Consider the following 17,355-nt stretch of genomic DNA (forward strand, 5'->3'; position numbering starts at 1 on the left):
TTTTCCTCCTAAAAATCAAGTGTAAATTCGTTTTCGGTTTTGCCATCGCGCAACATGATTTCTTTTGCTGCTTGTTGTACATCTTCGTCATTGTACAAGACATTGTAGATTGTTTCTGTGATTGGCATTTCGACTTCTAGTTGTTGTGCCAATTCATAGGCTGCTTTAGTTGTTGAAACACCTTCCACAATCATGCCCATGTTTTCTAAGACTTCATCTAACTTATGGCCTTTTCCTAATAAATTACCCGCACGCCAATTTCGAGAATGGACACTTGTACAAGTAACAATTAAATCCCCAACACCACTTAAACCAATAAATGTTAATGGGTTTGCTCCCATCGCAACCCCTAAACGACTAATTTCTGCTAAACCACGAGTCATAATTGCCGCTTTGGCATTATCACCAAAGCCTAAGCCATGAATCGCTCCGGCGCCCAAAGCAATAATATTTTTTAAGGCCGCCCCTGTTTCTACACCAATCACATCATCATTCGTATAAATTCTAAAGTAATCATTCATAAACAACTCTTGCACATACACAGCGTCTGCTAAATTTTCGCTTGCTGCTGTAATGGTTGTAATGTCATGAACAGCGACTTCTTCTGCATGGCTTGGACCAGATAAAACCACAATCCCTTGCCGTTTTTCTGCTGGAATCTCTTCCGCTATCACTTCTGAAATCCGCTTATGTGTACCTTGTTCGAGCCCTTTACTTGCATGAATAATAATTGGTTTTGTTTTTAAATGTTGGGCCACTTCTTGTGCTACTGAACGAATGGCTTTAGTTGGTACCACAAACAGTACCGCATCAACATCTACTAAAGCAGTGGCTAAATCAGTGGTTGCCTGAATTGAAGTAGGTAAGATTAATTCTGGTAAATAATGTTTGTTGGTGTGTTTTGTATTTATTTCATCGATTTGCTCTGGTTTATTTCCCCAAATACAGACCTCGTGTCCATTTTCGGCTAATACTTGAGCTAAAGCTGTCCCCCAGGAACCTGGACCTAAAACAGCGACTTTTTGTTTCATCGGTGAAACTCTCCTTTCGCTAAACAACGTTACTTCTTTAGTTTACCATATTCTTCAATCAAGTTGGATTAAGAAGTTGTTATTTTTTTCTTTTGTTTCTCCCGATTGTAAAATTTCAAATTGGGATTTCTTCTGCGAACGATCACAATAACAATTGCTGCCACGAACATCACTAAAGACAACAATTGTGAGACACGAATGTTACTAAACGCATACAAACTGTCCATCCGTAAGCCTTCGATGAAGAAACGGCCGAAAGAATACCATATTATATAACCTAAAAAGACTTCGCCTTCTTTTAAAAAGTGTGGCTTTTTGCGTAATAACACTAAAACGATAAAGCCTAAAACATTCCAGACAGATTCATATAAAAATGTTGGTTGATGATATGTTCCGTTGATATTCATGTTATCAATGATAAACGTTGGTAAATGGAGATTTTCTAAAAATTGTCTGGTGGTCGCTGGCCCATAGGCTTCATGATTCATAAAGTTGCCCCAGCGACCAATTGCTTGCGCTAAAATCACACTTGGTGCGGCAATATCTAAAAAAGTCCATGTAGAAATGAAACGATGACGCGTAAAGAAAAACAGCGCCAGTCCCCCACCAATAAGACCACCATAAATCGCTAAGCCACCATTTCGAGTAAAGAAAATTTCAATCGGATTGTCTACATAATCTTGCCATTGAAAAGCGACGTAATACAAGCGCGCGCCAACAATTGCTGCAGGTAATCCCCAGAGCATAAAGTCAAAGACATCATCTTCTTTTAAACCAACACGAACGGCTTCACGACTACTTAGCCAAACAGCTAAAGCAATCCCTGAAACAATAATAATTGCATACCAATAGACGGGAATACCGAAAAGGCGAAATGCAATTGAATTTACTTGGGCTAACATCATCACATCTTCTCCTTCTATTCTCCTGAATTTTCTTCAATCAAACGGGTTAAGCGCTCTTCGAACGTTTTTGTTGCATCATAGCCCATTGTTTTCGCGCGGAAGTTCATTGCTGCTACTTCAATGATAATGGCCACATTTCGGCCGGTCTTAACAGGAATACGAATCTGAGGGACATCAACGTTAGCTATTTCAACCATTGCATCATCACTACCAAGACGATCATATTTCTTGTCTTTTTCCCATGCCTCTAAATAAACGACCAATTGAACTTGCATAAAGCCACGGACCGCACTAGCTCCAAACAGGTTCATGACGTCAATAATTCCGATACCACGAATTTCAATTAAATGCTGCAAAATTTTTGGTGGTTCTCCAACCACGGTTAATTCATCTTGCTGATAAACATCGACGCGATCGTCTGCGATTAGCCGATGTCCACGTTTAATAAGCTCTAAAGCTGTTTCACTTTTACCAATACCGCTATCTCCTTGAATCAAAACACCAAGTCCATAAACATCAACTAAAACTCCGTGGACACTTGTCCGAACAGCTAAACGGCCATCTAAATAACTGGATAGTTCCCCTAGTAAACGGGAAGTTGAAATCGGTGAACGTAATACAGAAACGCCATTTTCTTTTGCTGCTGTAATTAATTCTTCGGGGATTTCTAGTCCTCTGGATACTATAAAGGCTGGAGTATCTTTCGCACATAAACGGCGCATCACTAATAAACGCTCTTCAGGCATCATTCGTTCCGCAAAGGTAATTTCTTTGCTCCCAAATAATTGTAAACGGTCATGGGAATAATAATTAAAATACCCAGTTAATTCTAAACCTGGCCGGGAAATTTCACCAGTTTTAATTGTTCTATTTAAGCTTTCTTCATCTCCGTATACTACTTCTAAAGAAAGATTTTCTACCAGTTGATAAATCTTTACCACTTCTGTCATATCGAATGTCAGTCCTTTCTGCTACTTGTTATATTTTATCATTTAAAAATACAAGTTTCTAGCTATTCACTAGATAATTCCTAGAATTATCATATTTTAAAAAAATGAAACTATTTTTCAGTGAAATTACCTATGCTATTTCTGTTACTTGACTATTTCAGAAAACTTTGTATACTTGAAGCCGATCCTTTTAAGAAAAGAGGAAACTTATGAAAGAATATTTAAAGGAAAAAGCCCATCAATTACCGTTAACACCGGGTGTTTATTTAATGAAAGACGCAACCGACACAATTATTTATGTGGGTAAAGCCAAAAAATTAAAAAATCGCGTGTCGAGCTATTTTATTAATAGTAATCAACATTCTCGAAAGACGATGCGTTTAGTCAAACAAATTATAGACTTCGATGTTCTCCATACTGACACAGAATTGGATGCACTCCTCCTAGAATGTCAACTGATTCAACAGTATCGGCCGCGCTACAATCGCCAAATGAATGCTTATGAACAATATTCTTATGTATCGGTAGCCGTTAATGAGCGGCAATTAGAGATTAAACTCTTAAATATTCCCACTAAAGAGAACTGTTTTGGTCCTTATTCGATTCGCCGAAAATTAAACCGTTTAAAAATAATTTTGGATAGTATCTACGATCTCGTCCCAACCAACTACTGGCATCAAACCTTTCAAAAAGAGAGTGCCATTCCGACCGAACTATTTCAACAAGAATTGTTCGACTTTTTCCATAATCAAGGACGAGAACCAATCAAACGAATTGCTCAACAAATGCAAGAGGCTGCTGAAAAACAAGCCTTCGAAAAAGCGGCAAAACTCAAGGAAGATTGGCTCTTTCTGACGCGCTTTGCAAACCAAAATCAACGAATTAGTCAAGCTAACCAACGAGATTGGCAACTGATGTGGTTACCTTGTCAGAAAAAAATCAAATACTATTTAATTTACCAAGGCTTGGTGGTAGCAACACGTGTTGTAACTAAACAAACGTTTCAAAAATATTCACCGCTTGAACTAGCAAAAAAAATCATGCCCAAAAAACCACCGAAAACAATTGAGCATTACTCGAAGCAACAAGTTGATTTTTTAAACATTTTATATGGCTATATCAGCCGCCATCCAGAATGTCACCTAGAAAATTTAACCATCGAAAAAGCCTGAAGAACGCATTTTATGCTACGTTCTTCAGGCTTTTTTTATTCATATTTCGATAAATTGTGATCCGTAACGATCGTATTGACAATTGACATAATTACAGCCATTAGCACCGCTGCCCAAAAACTTGAGAAGCCAAAGTTCATTTCCCCCACAAAAAACGAGGTCATTTGTAAAATCGCTGCATTGACAACAAAGCTAAATAGACCAAACGTTAATAAAGTAAATGGGAGCGACAAGATTGTTAAGACTGGTTTCACCAACATATTTAGGATTGAGAGAACAAAGGCGGCAATAATTGCAGGCATTATGCCTCTCACATGAATCATGCCAGGAAAAACAACTGATAAAGAAATGAATGTCAGTGTATTAACAACCAATCGCTGAAAATATGTCATTAAAAGTCACTCCATTCGTCATCATCAATTTTTTCCGCTTCTTTACGTTGCTTTTTATTGGCAGCATAAGGATTTTCATTGCGAACATTTCTATTATAAGGATTTTGATGGCCGTAGCCGCGATCGCTTCCTGTTCTTCCAGAAGGGATCAAGACTGCTAAAGCAATGTATAAGAGAATGCCTGGAAATCCTGCTGAGAAAAAGCTGAGCAAGACATAAACGACACGAATAATTGTTGGGTCAATTCCTAGCCAATCAGCAATCCCAGCTAAGCTTCCTGTTAAAACCACGTTATTCGGAGATTTTGTTAGTTTTCTTTTCATATGTTTTCACCTCATCTACTAAATTTTACACTAGAAAGGCTGATTCGTCAGCCCATCTAGCTTAAAATTGTTAATTATTTATCCGTATCTTTTAGGAAAATACTTCCCGTTGTTGTAGAAGCATTAATTTGAGCCATTGATTCTTCCAGTACACGTCTAAAATGTAATTGTTGATTGCCGCGATCTTTCTTTTCACGAACAACTTCAATATCTGTTAAACGGCTGTTAATACTACCTAAATTAGTTTTCACTTGCCCTTCAACACCTAAGTCATTTGGCAAGGCCAATTTGATATTCCCATTTGCAGAGCTTGCTTCAACACGGCGAAGCGTTTTTTCTTTAGCTGTAATGCGGATATCTCCATTAATCAGAGAGACACTTAGACTTTCTGGTGCCGCGGAAATAGACACATCACCATTGACTGTTTCAATAATGTTATCTAAAATCGTTCCTTCTAGGACTTTAATTTCACCATTCACACCTTCAATTTCTAACATAGTTGCATCAATTTTTTTAAACGTAATCGTCCCATTCGTTGATTTTGTGTAAACATCTTTCGCTGTTAACTCTTCTACTAAGACATTTCCGTTTAATAATTTAACAGATACATGATCGTAAGTGCGTTTTGGTAAATAGAACGTTAAATCTGCTTTCACCCGTTTGTTTGGCACTTGGAAAGAAATCGTTTCATCATCCACATCAATGTCACTTCGTTCTAAGAAAGCTTCCATTGGTGAATCTCCTGCCATTTTACCATATAATTTGATTTTTGCTTCGACTTTCACATCTTCTTGATCCCAAGTTTTGAAAACCACGGTACCATTTGCTACCTTGACATCAATTAAACTTGCTTGTGGATTTGGATAGTTAAACTCATGTTCAAACTTAGTTGTTGCCACACCAGGAACTTTCATTTTAATGTCTTTCCATTCCACATTATCATTCATGGTATCACTGAAAGAATTAAATGTTTTTTTCAAGAATTCTCCCACTTGACCACCAACTTCGGCAACTTTGCCGCCGACTTGGTTAAAGGTGTCTGTGGCTTGATCTTTCCACTCTTCAGAGAATTGAGAAGAAACTTTTTCTTTTGTATCATTCCATTGACCTTTCCATTGTTCTTTGCGAATGTTTTTTAGTTCTTCTTCCAGTGCTGTTTTTTCAGTACTTTGAGTCGCTAATTTTTCTTCTAATTGTGCAAGTAAAACGTGCAAGTCTTTTCGTTGAACTTGTTCATCTTCTGTTAATGCATCTAATTCTTCTTTTGTATCTAATGTTCCAATTTCTTCTGCGACTTCTTTAATTTCTTCTTTGATGCCGGCAATTTCTGCGTTGACTTCGTCCAATTCAGCCGAAGCACGATTGGCTTTTGTTGCTAACTCATCAAGAATTCTTTCTAAGTTTTCACGATCTTTTTCTGCACTGTCCTGTGTATTTTCTTCAAACGAATCAACAGTAGGTCCTTCTGATTCGCCTTTTTCTAATGCATTCATTAAATCTGCGACTTGATCTTCTTTATTTGTTGTTCCAATATTTTGTGTATCAACTTTTTCAGCAGCTTTTTCGATTTGTTTTTCATCTTTTTCAGTTGCCATATTTTCTAATAAAATTAACGCTTCTTCTGACGTTAGAATACCTTTTTTCACTAATTCTAATACGCGTTCTCTTTCTTTCATGGATATTGCCTCCTTAGCAAATTTTTCACTCAATAGTGTTTTCCTTACATGCATTATTATGCCTTGTTTTTGATCATTTGTCATAGGACTTAAGAACGATTTCTTCTCATTAGTAAGGACTAGTTTTATAAAATCAGTTCATTTTACGCTAAAAAAACTAGGAATTGGTCTAAAAAAGGCCGTCTCCTAGTTTTTTTTATTTGTTTTTCTTAAAATTGTTCGTCACGATTACTATTCAATTCGGTAATTTTACCAGTTGCCAAGTAAACAATCCACTCACAAATATTTGTGACATAGTCGCCAATTCTTTCCAAGTATTGTGCCACATGTAGATAATCAGTTCCGCTAATGACCGTTTCTGGATTAGCTTTCATTGCTTCTACGGCATGTTTGTAAATACTATCGAAATATTCATTAGTACGATCATCCATTTGTGCAATCATTCGTGCATCTTTTTGATCCGTTTTAACATAGGCGATTAAAACATTATCCACCATTTTTTTCACATAATCAGACATATCTGAAATTTCTTTTTCGATTTCAGGAATACGTGTTTCTCCTTTTAAGCGAATCGTTGATTTAGCAATTGAAACGGCATGGTCCGCCATTCTTTCTAAATCCGAACTAGCTTTCATAACAGTAATAATCATACGTAAGTCTGTTGTCACTGGTTGTTGTAACGCAATCATTTCAAAACTCTTTTTCTCAAGTTTGACTTCCATATCATTAATTTCAATATCGCGATCAATCACTTCTTGAGCCAATTTTTTATCATGATTAATATATGCCTTCACGGATTTATGGACGGCACTACTAACCATCATACCCATTTCATAAAATTGATTGTGCAGATTCAATAGTTCTTCTTCAAATTGTGTCCGTAACATTCTTTTTCCCCCTTTTAACCAAATTTACCAGAAATGTAATCTTCTGTTTGTTTTTCTTTTGGATTTAAAAATACTTTTTTCGTGTCATTAAATTCAATTAAATCACCTTGTAAAAAGAAGGCCGTTTTATCAGAGATCCGTGATGCTTGTGACATATTATGTGTCACCATAATCATGGTATATTTCTCTTTTAATGTTAACAGCATGTTTTCAATTTTACCACTAGAAACTGGGTCCAAGGCGCTAGTTGGTTCATCTAATAAAATAATATCCGGTTCCACAGCTAAAACACGAGCGATACAAACCCGCTGTTGTTGTCCACCAGAAAGTGAAAGTGCACTTTTGTGAAGTTTATCTTTGACATCCTCCCAAACGGCAGCAGCTTTCAAACTGGTTTCAACTGCTTCATCTAAGACTTGCTTGTCTTTGACTCCTTTTAGGCGCAAGCCATAAATCACATTTTCATAAACTGAAAACGGAAATGGATTAGGTTGTTGGAAAACCATGCCAATTTCTTTACGTAATTCAACGTTATCTGTTTTCGGTCCATAAATATCTTTTCCTTTATAGACGACACTTCCAGTAATAGTTACGTCTGGGATTAAATCATTCATACGATTCAAGCAACGTAAATACGTTGACTTCCCGCAACCAGAAGGACCAATCATGGCAGTTAATTCTCCTTGATTAAAAGTTAAATCAATGCCTTTCAATGCTTCTTTTTTCCCGTAATATAAATGTAAATCTTTTGATGAAATAATTTCTTTGCCCATCTTGCTCCTCCTAACCAAAATGTCCTGAAACGTAGTCTTCCGTTGCTTGAATTTTTGGTCGTGTAAAGATTTTTCTTGTATGGTCGTATTCAATGACTTTACCCATATAGAAGAAAGCTGTATAGTCACTAATCCGCGCCGCTTGTTGCATGTTATGTGTCACAATGATGATCGTGTAATCATCTTTTAAATTCACTAACGTTTCTTCAACCGTTCCTGTTGAAATCGGATCTAACGCGCTTGCCGGTTCATCTAACAATAAAATATCTGGTTTCATCGCAATTGCCCGAGCGATACACAAACGTTGTTGTTGCCCACCAGACAGAGCTAAGGCGCTTTTGTTTAAGTTATCTTTCACTTGATCCCAAAGTGCGGCTTGCTTCAAACTTGTTTCAACGATTTCATCTAATTTTTTCTTATCCTTTTCACCATGCTGTTTCAATGCGAATGTGATATTTTCATAGATAGATTTACTAAATGGATTGGGCCGCTGAAAAACCATGCCAATGCGTTTTCTCATTTCGTAGACGTCAACTTCTTTCGTATTGACATCGACATCTTTATACATGATTTTTCCAGTAACACGTGAATTGGCAATGCCATCGTTCATACGATTTAGCGAACGTAAATACGTGGATTTACCGCAACCAGAAGGTCCAATTAAGGCGGTTATTTTGTTCTTTTCAAATTGCAAATCAACACCTTTGATAGCCTCATTGTCCCCGTAAAAGACATGTAAGTCTTCCGTGTGTAACGCAATCGGGTCTTTTTGGCTATCTAGTTGAAGTAAATGGGTATCATTTAAATTGTATTCTTTCATGCTAATTCCCCTAACATTAAGCTGATGTCATTCTCTTATAAAGACGGTTGCCGATAAAACGAGCGCCGAAATTGAAAAGTAAAACTACTAAAATTAACACAGCGGAGGCACCTGCTGAGACCGCAGCGCCATCTGGCATCGTTCCTTCGGTATTAATTTTCCAAATATGCACAGCCAACGTTTCCGCTTGACGGAAAATGCTAATTGGACTTGAAACGCTCAATGGATTCCAATTACTGAAATCTAAGGCAGGTGCGCTTTGTCCTGCTGTATAAATTAACGCAGCGGCTTCACCGAAAATCCGACCAGAACTCAAAATAACACCTGTCAAAATTCCTGGTAATGCTTCTGGCAAAATAACTTTTTTAACTGTTTCCCAACGTGAAAGACCTAAGGCTAACCCCGCTTCACGCTGTGTATAATGAATGGCTTTCAAAGATTCCTCAACATTTCTAGTCAATAATGGTAAGTTAAAAAATGTTAATGCTAACGCACCTGATAAGATTGAAAAGCCATATCCGATTTGTACAACGAAAATCAAGAAGCCGAACAGCCCGACAACAACGGAAGGCAATGAACTTAAAATTTCAATCGAGGTACGAATTAAATCAGTTAACCAATTCTTTTTCGCATATTCCGATAAGTAAATTCCAGCACCTAATGAAATTGGAATACTAATAATCATTGTAATCAATAGTAAATATAGTGAGTTAAACAGCTGAATACCAATCCCACCACCAACTTGATAGGCTCTGGATGGTTGTGTTAAAAATTCCCACGAAATATGTGGAATTCCTCTAGCTAAAATGTAAATCAGTAAGGCCGCCAAAATTAAAACAATGACGCCAGATACGGCATATAAGATACCTGTTGCGATTTTATCTGCTTTTTTTGCATTCATTATTTTAAGGCTCCTCTCTTACCGATAATTCGGATAACAATGTTGAATAGTAAAGACATCAACAATAGAATCAAGGCTAAAGACCAAAGAACGTTGTTTTCAACTGTTCCCATAATTGTATTCCCAATCCCCATTGTCAAAATACTTGTTAGTGTCGAAGCTGGTGTTGTCAAACTAGTTGGCATCACAGCTGCATTTCCGATTACCATTTGGATTGCTAAGGCTTCACCAAACGCACGAGCCATACCAAAGACAACCGCAGTTAAAATACCAGGCACAGCTGCCCGCAAGACAACTTTATAAATCGTTTGCCAACGCGTAGCACCAAGCGCCAACGACGCTTCACGATAATGTCTAGGCACGGCTTTTAATGCATCTACGGTCATCGTAGTGACCGTTGGTAAAATCATGACAAATAGCACAAACGTACCAGCTAAAATACCGAAGCCAGTTCCGCCAAAGATTGAACGGACAAAAGGAACAATGACAGATAAACCAATAAATCCATAAACAACAGAGGGAATCCCTACAAGTAATTCAATAACTGGTTGTAAAAATTTTGCTCCTTTTTTAGGTGAAATTTCTGTCATAAAAACAGCCGCTCCAATCGCAAATGGCGTCGCAACAATCGCTGACAAAAACGTTACAATAAAGGAACCCGCAATCATCGGTAAAGCCCCAACCATGGGTTTACCGTCTGCACCGATATCACTTGGGTTCCAGTTTGTTCCAAATAAGAAATCAAACACATTAATCTTATCTTTAAAGAATGTAGCAAGTCCTTTACTTGCAACAAAATAGAAAATTGAAACAACCACTGCTACAATTAAGGCAATACATAGGAAACTAATAAATTTCCCTCGTTGCTCCATCTTGGCTCTTTTCGATTTTGTTAATAATTTTTTCTGTACATCTTCCAAGAATATTTCCTCCTCAAACAATCCAACTTTTACAGATAAAAATAGTGTACCTTTTTTACATCAATTTGTTTTTAATAACATGTAAATTTTATGTTAAGTTTGTAAATTTTGTGTTAAGAGAATTATTTAATGACATTTCCTTGCCAATCCCGTTCAATTTCCATTTTCGAAACAGGAATATACCCTAATTGACCAATCACACGTTCTTGGATATCATCTGACAACATAAAGTCTAAAAACTCTTTGGTTAAATCACTTGGATTTTTACGAGTGTACATGTGTTCATAAGACCAAATAATCCATTTATTGTTCATTACATTTTCATCTGTTGGCTGAACACCATCAATACTTAACGTAGCTACTTCATCAGTAACATATGAAAATGCGGTATAACTAATCGCTCCTGGTGTATCAGAAACAATGGAACGAACCATGCCGCTGGAATCTTGTTCTTGCGCACGAATGGCTGTTTTATCTCCCAAGACCCACTTTTCAAAAGTCGCACGCGTACCACTACCGGCCGCTCTATTCAAAATAACAATTTTTTGGTCTTTCCCGCCAAGTTCTTTCCAGTTTGTTACTTCACCTAAAAAGATTTTCTTTAAATTTTCCATTGAGATATCTTTGACACCGACATTTTTGTTAACGATTGGTGTAATCCCAACGACAGCAACTTTATGATCAATTAAGTCTTCCGCTTTGATGCCCTTTTTCTCTTCTGCAAATAAATCAGAATTACCAATGTCTACCGCGCCAGATTGGACTTGACTCAGACCTGTTCCGCTTCCGCCACCTTGGACATTAATAAATCTTCCCGGATTTTGGCTTTGATATTCCTCACTCGCTGTCTCTACTAATGGTTGTAAAGCTGATGAGCCTACCGCTGTGATGGATTCACCACGATCAATCCATTTTGCACATCCTGTCAAAGTAAGTATACTTGCCAAACCAATAAATAATAGCAATCTTTTTTTCATCGATTCATTATTCCTCCAATTAATTTCAATCCATTCTATTTTACCATTATATGTAGGACTTGAAAATTATAAGTTATCAATTTGTTGGTACAACTGAGAAAACTCTTAAATTAAATAACAAGTATTTTAAAACTAAAACAAAAAAAGCTCTCCAAAATGGAGAGCTTTTTTTCGTTTAAATTTTCAAGAAACGACGCATTGAAATAACTGAACCTAGTGATCCAATAATCATTCCTGTTGCAATCATTAATAGATTGACTTTCCAGATAAAATCTTCTGGACGAATTAATGAATAATTCGAACGCAATAACTGCGGGTTGAACATGTTATAAACTTGATGGTAGCCTAACGTCATAATAATGACTGGCACGATTGCGCCAATCAACCCAATCCAAGCACCTTCTAAGAAGAACGGCCAACGAATGAAACTGTTTTTGGCTCCTACAAGACGCATAATTTGGATTTCTTTTTGACGAGATAAAATCGTAATCCGAATAGTGTTGGAAATTAAGAACACTGCAACGAATAAAAGTAATGCAGCAGCTGCTAAGCCCCAAGTTCGAACGGTTTGAGCGATTTTAAAGATTTTGTCTGAGTTTACACCACCGTAATCGGCTTTAAAAACACTTGGGAATTTAGCTGCTTGTTTCGCAATATCTTTCGTGTCTTCTGGTGTTTTTGCACGGACATAATACACGTCGTATAATGGGTTACTGTCGCCTTCGAAAAGATTCCAGGCATCCCCCATTTGTTCTTGGATTTTTTTCAATTGTTGATCTTTGTTTGAATAAGAAATATCTTCAACATTGTCTAATCCTTTAAGTTGTTTTTCTAATGTTTTCATTTCATTTTGTTTTGTACCAATATCGACAAAGACAGACACTGTCACGTTTTTTTCGATATCATCAGCAAGTTTCGTTGCATTAAAAATAACGCCCATAAAAATACCAACTAAAACTAATGTAATTGTAACCGCACTTGCTGAGGCAACAGTCATCCAACCGTTCCGTTTTAAACTTTTGATACTTTCAAATAAATGAGAAAAGAATGTTCTAATCATCGTAGCCGTATTCTCCTTCCACTTGGTCACGGATAATGCGACCATTTTCAATGGCAATAACACGGTGACGAATCGTATTTACAATTGTACTATTATGCGTTGCCATCACGACTGTTGTTCCTTGTGCATTAATCCGGTCCAACAATTTCATGATTTCCCATGAATTCTCTGGATCTAAGTTCCCAGTTGGTTCATCGGCAATTAAAACTTTCGGTGTATTTACGATTGCTCGTGCAATGGATACCCGTTGCTGTTCCCCACCAGAAAGTTCGCTTGGAAAAACACGTACCTTATGTTTTAGACCGACTAAATCTAAAACTTCCATCACGCGTTTTTTGATTTCGCGAGGACGCCGTCCGATAACTTGCATCGCATAGGCCACGTTCTCATACACAGTTTTCTTTGGTAATAGTTTATAGTCTTGGAAAACGATGCCGATTTCACGACGTAAATAAGGAACTTCTTTATTTTTTATTTTCATTAAATCATGACCTGCAACTGTCAAATTACCTTTTGTTGCTTTTTCTTCACGATACATTAATCTAATAAAGGTTGATTTCCCTGCACCTGAGGGACCAACCACATAGACGAACTCGCCTTGGTCAATCTCTACTGAAATATTCCGAATCGCTGTTGTACCATTCGAATATTTCTTCATTACATCTTTCATTTCAATCATGGCGTTCTCTCCATCTCTTTTTTCTTCAATCCTACTCATTATAACATGTCAATATTGCAAACTTCTTGCATTAAGTTACATTTTTATTTCAATTTAATGAAGAGCTTAACTTAAGCGCTGTTTTAAGTAGGCATCAATGAAACCATCAAGGTCTCCATCCATCACAGCTTGTACATTGCCGGTTTCGTAATTTGTCCGATGGTCTTTGACCATTGAATACGGATGGAACACGTAAGAACGGATTTGTGAGCCCCAGCCAATTTCCATTTGTTCACCACGTAAACTTGCTGCTTCTTGGGCTTTCTTTTCCATTTCCAATTGATATAATTTGGCTTTTAACATACTCATTGCTTGCTCACGGTTTTTTAATTGAGAACGTTGTGCTTGGCTTGCGACAACGGTACCTGTTGGAATATGTGTGATTCGAACAGCCGATTCTGTTTTATTAATATGCTGACCACCGGCACCACTTGCTCGATAGGTATCAATTTTTAAGTCATCTGGATTGATCGCAATTTCTATTGTGTCGTCTAATTCAGGCATTACATCAACTGAACAAAACGAAGTATGACGGCGTTTAGCGGAATCAAAGGGCGAAATCCGCACAAGACGATGGACACCTTTTTCAGATTTTAGGTAACCATAAGCATTGTAACCTTTGATTAATAAGGTGACACTTTTAATCCCTGCTTCATCTCCAGCTTGGTAATCCAACGTTTCAACTTGGAAACCGTGACTTTCTGCCCAACGTGTGTACATTCGTAAAAGCATACTTCCCCAATCTTGTGATTCAGTACCACCGGCACCAGGGTGTAATTCAATTAGGGCGTTATTATGATCATATGGCTCATTTAGTAGTAAGGATAGCTCATACGTTGTTAAACGTTCTTGCAAGAGATGAATTCTTTCTTCCAATTCTTCTTGAATCTCTGCATCATATTCTTCTTGTTGTAATTCAAACATCACCGTTAATTCGTCAATTTCCTCAGAGAGCTGATGAAATTGTTGATATTTTTCTTTCAAACTATTGGTTTCATTAATTAGCTTTTGAGCCGTTTCTGTGTTGTCCCAAAAACCAGGTTCTCCCATCCGATTTTCCGCCTCGGCAATGTCTTCTTCTAACTGGTCTAAGTCAAAGAGACCTCCTGAAGCTAGTAATTTTTTGTGTCATTTCGTCTAATAATGTACGAATTTCTGGGTTTTCCAAAATGATTCCTTCTTTCTTTTTATTGTAAAAAGAGCAAAGGCGGGACAAATTGCCCCACCCTGCGTTTTTTCTTTAATTAAGCGTTTCTTCCATGACAATTTTTGAATTTTTTGCCACTTCCGCATGGGCATAAATCATTACGGCCCACTTTTTTATCTACACGCACAGGTTGACGCTTCGCACTTGTGTTGCTTTGTGCAGCTGCATCTTGTTCTGTTTCTGGATGTTCCGCTTGTCCTTGAGCTACTTGCTCACGTTGGACATTTTGGCGAATTTCCGATTTCATGAATAAACGTGTTACTTCATATTCGATTGAACCCACCATATTGTTATACATAGAATAACCTTCTGTTTGATATTCTACTAATGGGTTGTTTTGACCGTACGCACGTAACCCGACAGATTGGCGTAATTGATCCATTGCATCAATGTGATCTGTCCATTTAGTATCGACAACACGCAAGATGACTACTTTTTCAAATTCTAGCAATTGTTCTTGGCCATTCAATTGTTGAGATTTTTCTTCAAATACTTCTTGCGCACGTGCCACTAAGTAGTCTTTGATTTCTTCAGCTGATTTATTTTCTAAATCTTTTTTAGAAATCGTATCTTCATGGACAAGTGTTGAGGCTGCAAAATCGACAATCCCATCTAAATTCCATTCTTCTTTTTCTAATTGTGTATGGCTATCCACCACTCGGCCAATCGTCCGTTTTACCATGCCCATCAATACATCAGACAAGTCATTTTCTTCCATAATTACTTCTTGTCGTTGCGCATAAATAACTTCACGTTGCTCGCGCATCACGTCATCGTATTGTAAGACATTTTTACGTGTGTCATAGTTATTTCCTTCCACACGTTTTTGAGCAGACTCTACTTGGCGAGTAAACATTTTACTTTGAATAACTGCATCTTCTTCTTGCACATTCATTCGTTCTAAGAATGTTTTAATTCGTTCTGAACCAAAGCGTTTCATTAAGTCATCTTCTAAAGATAAATAAAATTGTGAAACCCCTGGATCCCCTTGACGTCCTGCACGTCCACGCAACTGATTATCAATACGACGTGACTCATGACGTTCTGTCCCGATAACTGCTAGACCACCTAGTTCAAGTACACCTAAACCAAGTTTAATATCCGTTCCACGACCAGCCATATTTGTTGCAATTGTAACTGCGCCTTTTTGACCGGCATTCATAATGATTTCGGCTTCTTTAAAGTGATTTTTCGCATTTAATACTTCATGAGGAATTTTAGCTGCGTTTAATTTATCAGAAAGTAATTCTGACGTTTCTACCGCAACAGTCCCCACCAACACTGGTTGCCCTTTGTGGTAACGTTCTTTAATATCTTCCACCACTGCATTAAATTTACTTTCTAAGGTTGGATAAAGTAAATCTGGACGATCGTCACGGATAATTGGACGATTGGTTGGGATTTGAATGACTTGAATATTGTAAATTTCACGGAATTCTTCTTCTTCTGTTTTAGCAGTACCAGTCATCCCGGCTAGTTTTTTGTACATCCGGAAGTAGTTTTGGAACGTAATCGTCGCCATTGTCTTTGTTTCATCTTCAATTTCGACGCCTTCTTTTGCTTCAATCGCTTGATGCAAGCCATCAGAATAACGACGACCATCCATGATACGACCAGTAAATTGGTCAACAATTAAGACTTTATTGTCTTGAACCACGTAATCAATGTCTAGTAACATGATATAGTTTGCCCGTAACGCTTGATCTAAATGGTGCGTTAATGCTGTATTTTCAATATCGTAAAGGTTATCCAATCCAAAAGTTTGTTCAGCTTTTTCAATACCTGCTTCTGTTAAACCAATTGTTTTAGACTGAATATCAATTTTGTAATCTTCATCTTCTTTTAAGCGTTTGACAAAATTATCGGCACGCGTATAAAGTGCTGTCGATTTTTCAGCTTGTCCAGAAATAATTAATGGGGTTCTTGCTTCATCAATTAAGATTGAATCCACTTCATCGACAATTGCATAGTTTAATGGACGTTGAACCATTTGGCTGCGATAAACAACCATGTTATCACGCAAATAGTCAAATCCTAATTCGTTATTTGTACTATAAGTGATATCACAGTTATACGCTTCACGTTTTTCATCAGAAGATTTAGAGTTAATGTTTAAGCCAACGCTTAAGCCTAAGAAATTATATAATTCTCCCATTTCGTTAGAGTCACGGGTTGCTAAGTATTCATTAACTGTAACAACGTGTACTCCTTCGCCAGATAGTGCATTCAAGTATACAGGCATTGTGGCAGTCAAGGTTTTCCCTTCACCTGTTCTCATTTCAGGAATGTTCCCGTCATGAAGCACAATCCCACCCATTAATTGGACACGGTACGGGAATAAACCTAGTACTCGTTTAGCAGCTTCACGGACAACCGCAAACGCTTCTGGTAATAGTTCGTCTAAGGTTTCCCCTTTTTGATAACGGGCTTTAAATTCATCTGTTTTTTCACGTAATTGTTCATCGCTTAGTTGTTCCATTGCACTTGCATGTGCATCAATTTTATCGGCGATTTTTTCTAATCGTCTTAATTCTTTTTTATCGTTTTCGATCATTTTTTTCAAAAAATTTGCCATTGGTATCTGTGTTCCTTTCAATTACCTCTTTTTATTTTTGTATCCTTTTTGTACAAGAAGCACAATCT

Annotated in this window: 17 protein-coding genes; 1 reads left to right on the forward strand and 16 read right to left on the reverse strand. The window is 37.3% G+C overall.

Translation table 11 applies throughout. From position 1 onward, the window contains the following. Nucleotides 1–8: 8 nt before the first annotated feature. The 3 genes from KQI94_RS00685 to hprK all read right to left on the reverse strand — a co-directional run bounded on the left by KQI94_RS00685 (nt 9) and on the right by hprK (nt 2,886). On the reverse strand, nt 9–1,031 hold the full coding sequence (locus tag KQI94_RS00685; protein ID WP_002357312.1) for an NAD(P)H-dependent glycerol-3-phosphate dehydrogenase: 1,023 nt from the start codon (nt 1,029–1,031) through the stop codon (nt 9–11). 68 nt (nt 1,032–1,099) lie between these two features. Beyond that, nucleotides 1,100–1,933: a prolipoprotein diacylglyceryl transferase gene (gene lgt / locus KQI94_RS00690; RefSeq protein WP_002381830.1), complete on the reverse strand. Its 834-nt coding sequence runs from the start codon at nt 1,931–1,933 to the stop codon at nt 1,100–1,102. A gap of 17 nt (nt 1,934–1,950) precedes the next feature. Beyond that, entirely contained in the window at nt 1,951–2,886 is a 936-nt protein-coding gene (gene hprK / locus KQI94_RS00695; protein ID WP_002357309.1) for an HPr(Ser) kinase/phosphatase, read from the reverse strand. A gap of 209 nt (nt 2,887–3,095) precedes the next feature. Between hprK and KQI94_RS00700 the strand changes: the two genes are divergently transcribed. Beyond that, nucleotides 3,096–4,058 carry a GIY-YIG nuclease family protein gene (locus tag KQI94_RS00700; RefSeq protein ID WP_002365747.1) on the forward strand — a complete coding sequence of 321 codons (963 nt, stop codon included), beginning with the start codon at nt 3,096–3,098 and terminating at the stop codon, nt 4,056–4,058. A 35-nt stretch (nt 4,059–4,093) separates the two neighbouring features. On the opposite strand, the gene KQI94_RS00705 is transcribed toward KQI94_RS00700, so the two are convergent. The 13 genes from KQI94_RS00705 to secA all read right to left on the reverse strand — a co-directional run bounded on the left by KQI94_RS00705 (nt 4,094) and on the right by secA (nt 17,287). Continuing rightward, on the reverse strand, nt 4,094–4,450 hold the full coding sequence (locus KQI94_RS00705; RefSeq protein ID WP_002357307.1) for a phage holin family protein: 357 nt from the start codon (nt 4,448–4,450) through the stop codon (nt 4,094–4,096). Then, the gene (locus KQI94_RS00710) at nt 4,450–4,773 is read right to left on the reverse strand and encodes a PspC domain-containing protein (RefSeq protein ID WP_002357306.1); all 324 of its coding nucleotides are present in this window, start codon (nt 4,771–4,773) and stop codon (nt 4,450–4,452) included. Before KQI94_RS00710 ends, KQI94_RS00705 begins: the two co-directional genes overlap by 1 nt. Before the next feature lie 74 nt (nt 4,774–4,847). Then, a complete protein-coding gene (liaX, locus tag KQI94_RS00715; protein ID WP_002369294.1) occupies nt 4,848–6,449 on the reverse strand; it encodes a daptomycin-sensing surface protein LiaX in 1,602 nt (533 codons plus the stop codon). Between the two features lie 209 nt (nt 6,450–6,658). Beyond that, nucleotides 6,659–7,336 carry a phosphate signaling complex protein PhoU gene (gene phoU, locus KQI94_RS00720; protein ID WP_002357304.1) on the reverse strand — a complete coding sequence of 226 codons (678 nt, stop codon included), beginning with the start codon at nt 7,334–7,336 and terminating at the stop codon, nt 6,659–6,661. Nucleotides 7,337–7,350: 14 nt separating this feature from the next. Next, on the reverse strand, nt 7,351–8,109 hold the full coding sequence (gene pstB, locus KQI94_RS00725) for a phosphate ABC transporter ATP-binding protein PstB (RefSeq protein WP_002357303.1): 759 nt from the start codon (nt 8,107–8,109) through the stop codon (nt 7,351–7,353). A 10-nt stretch (nt 8,110–8,119) separates the two neighbouring features. Further along, on the reverse strand, nt 8,120–8,929 hold the full coding sequence (gene pstB, locus KQI94_RS00730) for a phosphate ABC transporter ATP-binding protein PstB (RefSeq protein WP_002357302.1): 810 nt from the start codon (nt 8,927–8,929) through the stop codon (nt 8,120–8,122). Between the two features lie 16 nt (nt 8,930–8,945). Continuing rightward, the gene (gene pstA, locus KQI94_RS00735; protein WP_002357300.1) at nt 8,946–9,830 is read right to left on the reverse strand and encodes a phosphate ABC transporter permease PstA; all 885 of its coding nucleotides are present in this window, start codon (nt 9,828–9,830) and stop codon (nt 8,946–8,948) included. Further along, a complete protein-coding gene (gene pstC / locus KQI94_RS00740; protein ID WP_002357299.1) occupies nt 9,830–10,750 on the reverse strand; it encodes a phosphate ABC transporter permease subunit PstC in 921 nt (306 codons plus the stop codon). The genes pstA and pstC overlap by 1 nt, the downstream gene beginning before the upstream one ends. A gap of 122 nt (nt 10,751–10,872) precedes the next feature. Next, nucleotides 10,873–11,727 carry a phosphate ABC transporter substrate-binding protein PstS gene (locus tag KQI94_RS00745; RefSeq protein WP_002357298.1) on the reverse strand — a complete coding sequence of 285 codons (855 nt, stop codon included), beginning with the start codon at nt 11,725–11,727 and terminating at the stop codon, nt 10,873–10,875. A gap of 175 nt (nt 11,728–11,902) precedes the next feature. Then, entirely contained in the window at nt 11,903–12,787 is an 885-nt protein-coding gene (gene ftsX / locus KQI94_RS00750) for a permease-like cell division protein FtsX (protein ID WP_002364071.1), read from the reverse strand. Then, nucleotides 12,780–13,466: a cell division ATP-binding protein FtsE gene (ftsE, locus tag KQI94_RS00755; RefSeq protein ID WP_002361935.1), complete on the reverse strand. Its 687-nt coding sequence runs from the start codon at nt 13,464–13,466 to the stop codon at nt 12,780–12,782. The genes ftsX and ftsE overlap by 8 nt, the downstream gene beginning before the upstream one ends. Before the next feature lie 105 nt (nt 13,467–13,571). After that, nucleotides 13,572–14,673, reverse strand: a protein-coding gene (gene prfB / locus KQI94_RS00760) for a peptide chain release factor 2 (protein ID WP_156209178.1) whose coding sequence is annotated in 2 segments (ribosomal slippage) — nt 13,572–14,600 and nt 14,602–14,673 — 1,101 coding nt in all. Because the reading frame shifts where the segments join, the coding sequence is not laid out codon by codon here. Nucleotides 14,674–14,749: 76 nt separating this feature from the next. Beyond that, on the reverse strand, nt 14,750–17,287 hold the full coding sequence (gene secA, locus KQI94_RS00765; RefSeq protein ID WP_002381826.1) for a preprotein translocase subunit SecA: 2,538 nt from the start codon (nt 17,285–17,287) through the stop codon (nt 14,750–14,752). Nucleotides 17,288–17,355: the final 68 nt, after the last annotated feature.

It is taken from the genome of Enterococcus sp. S183_ASV_20 (assembly GCF_018919685.1).
Lineage (GTDB): Bacteria > Bacillota > Bacilli > Lactobacillales > Enterococcaceae > Enterococcus > Enterococcus faecalis.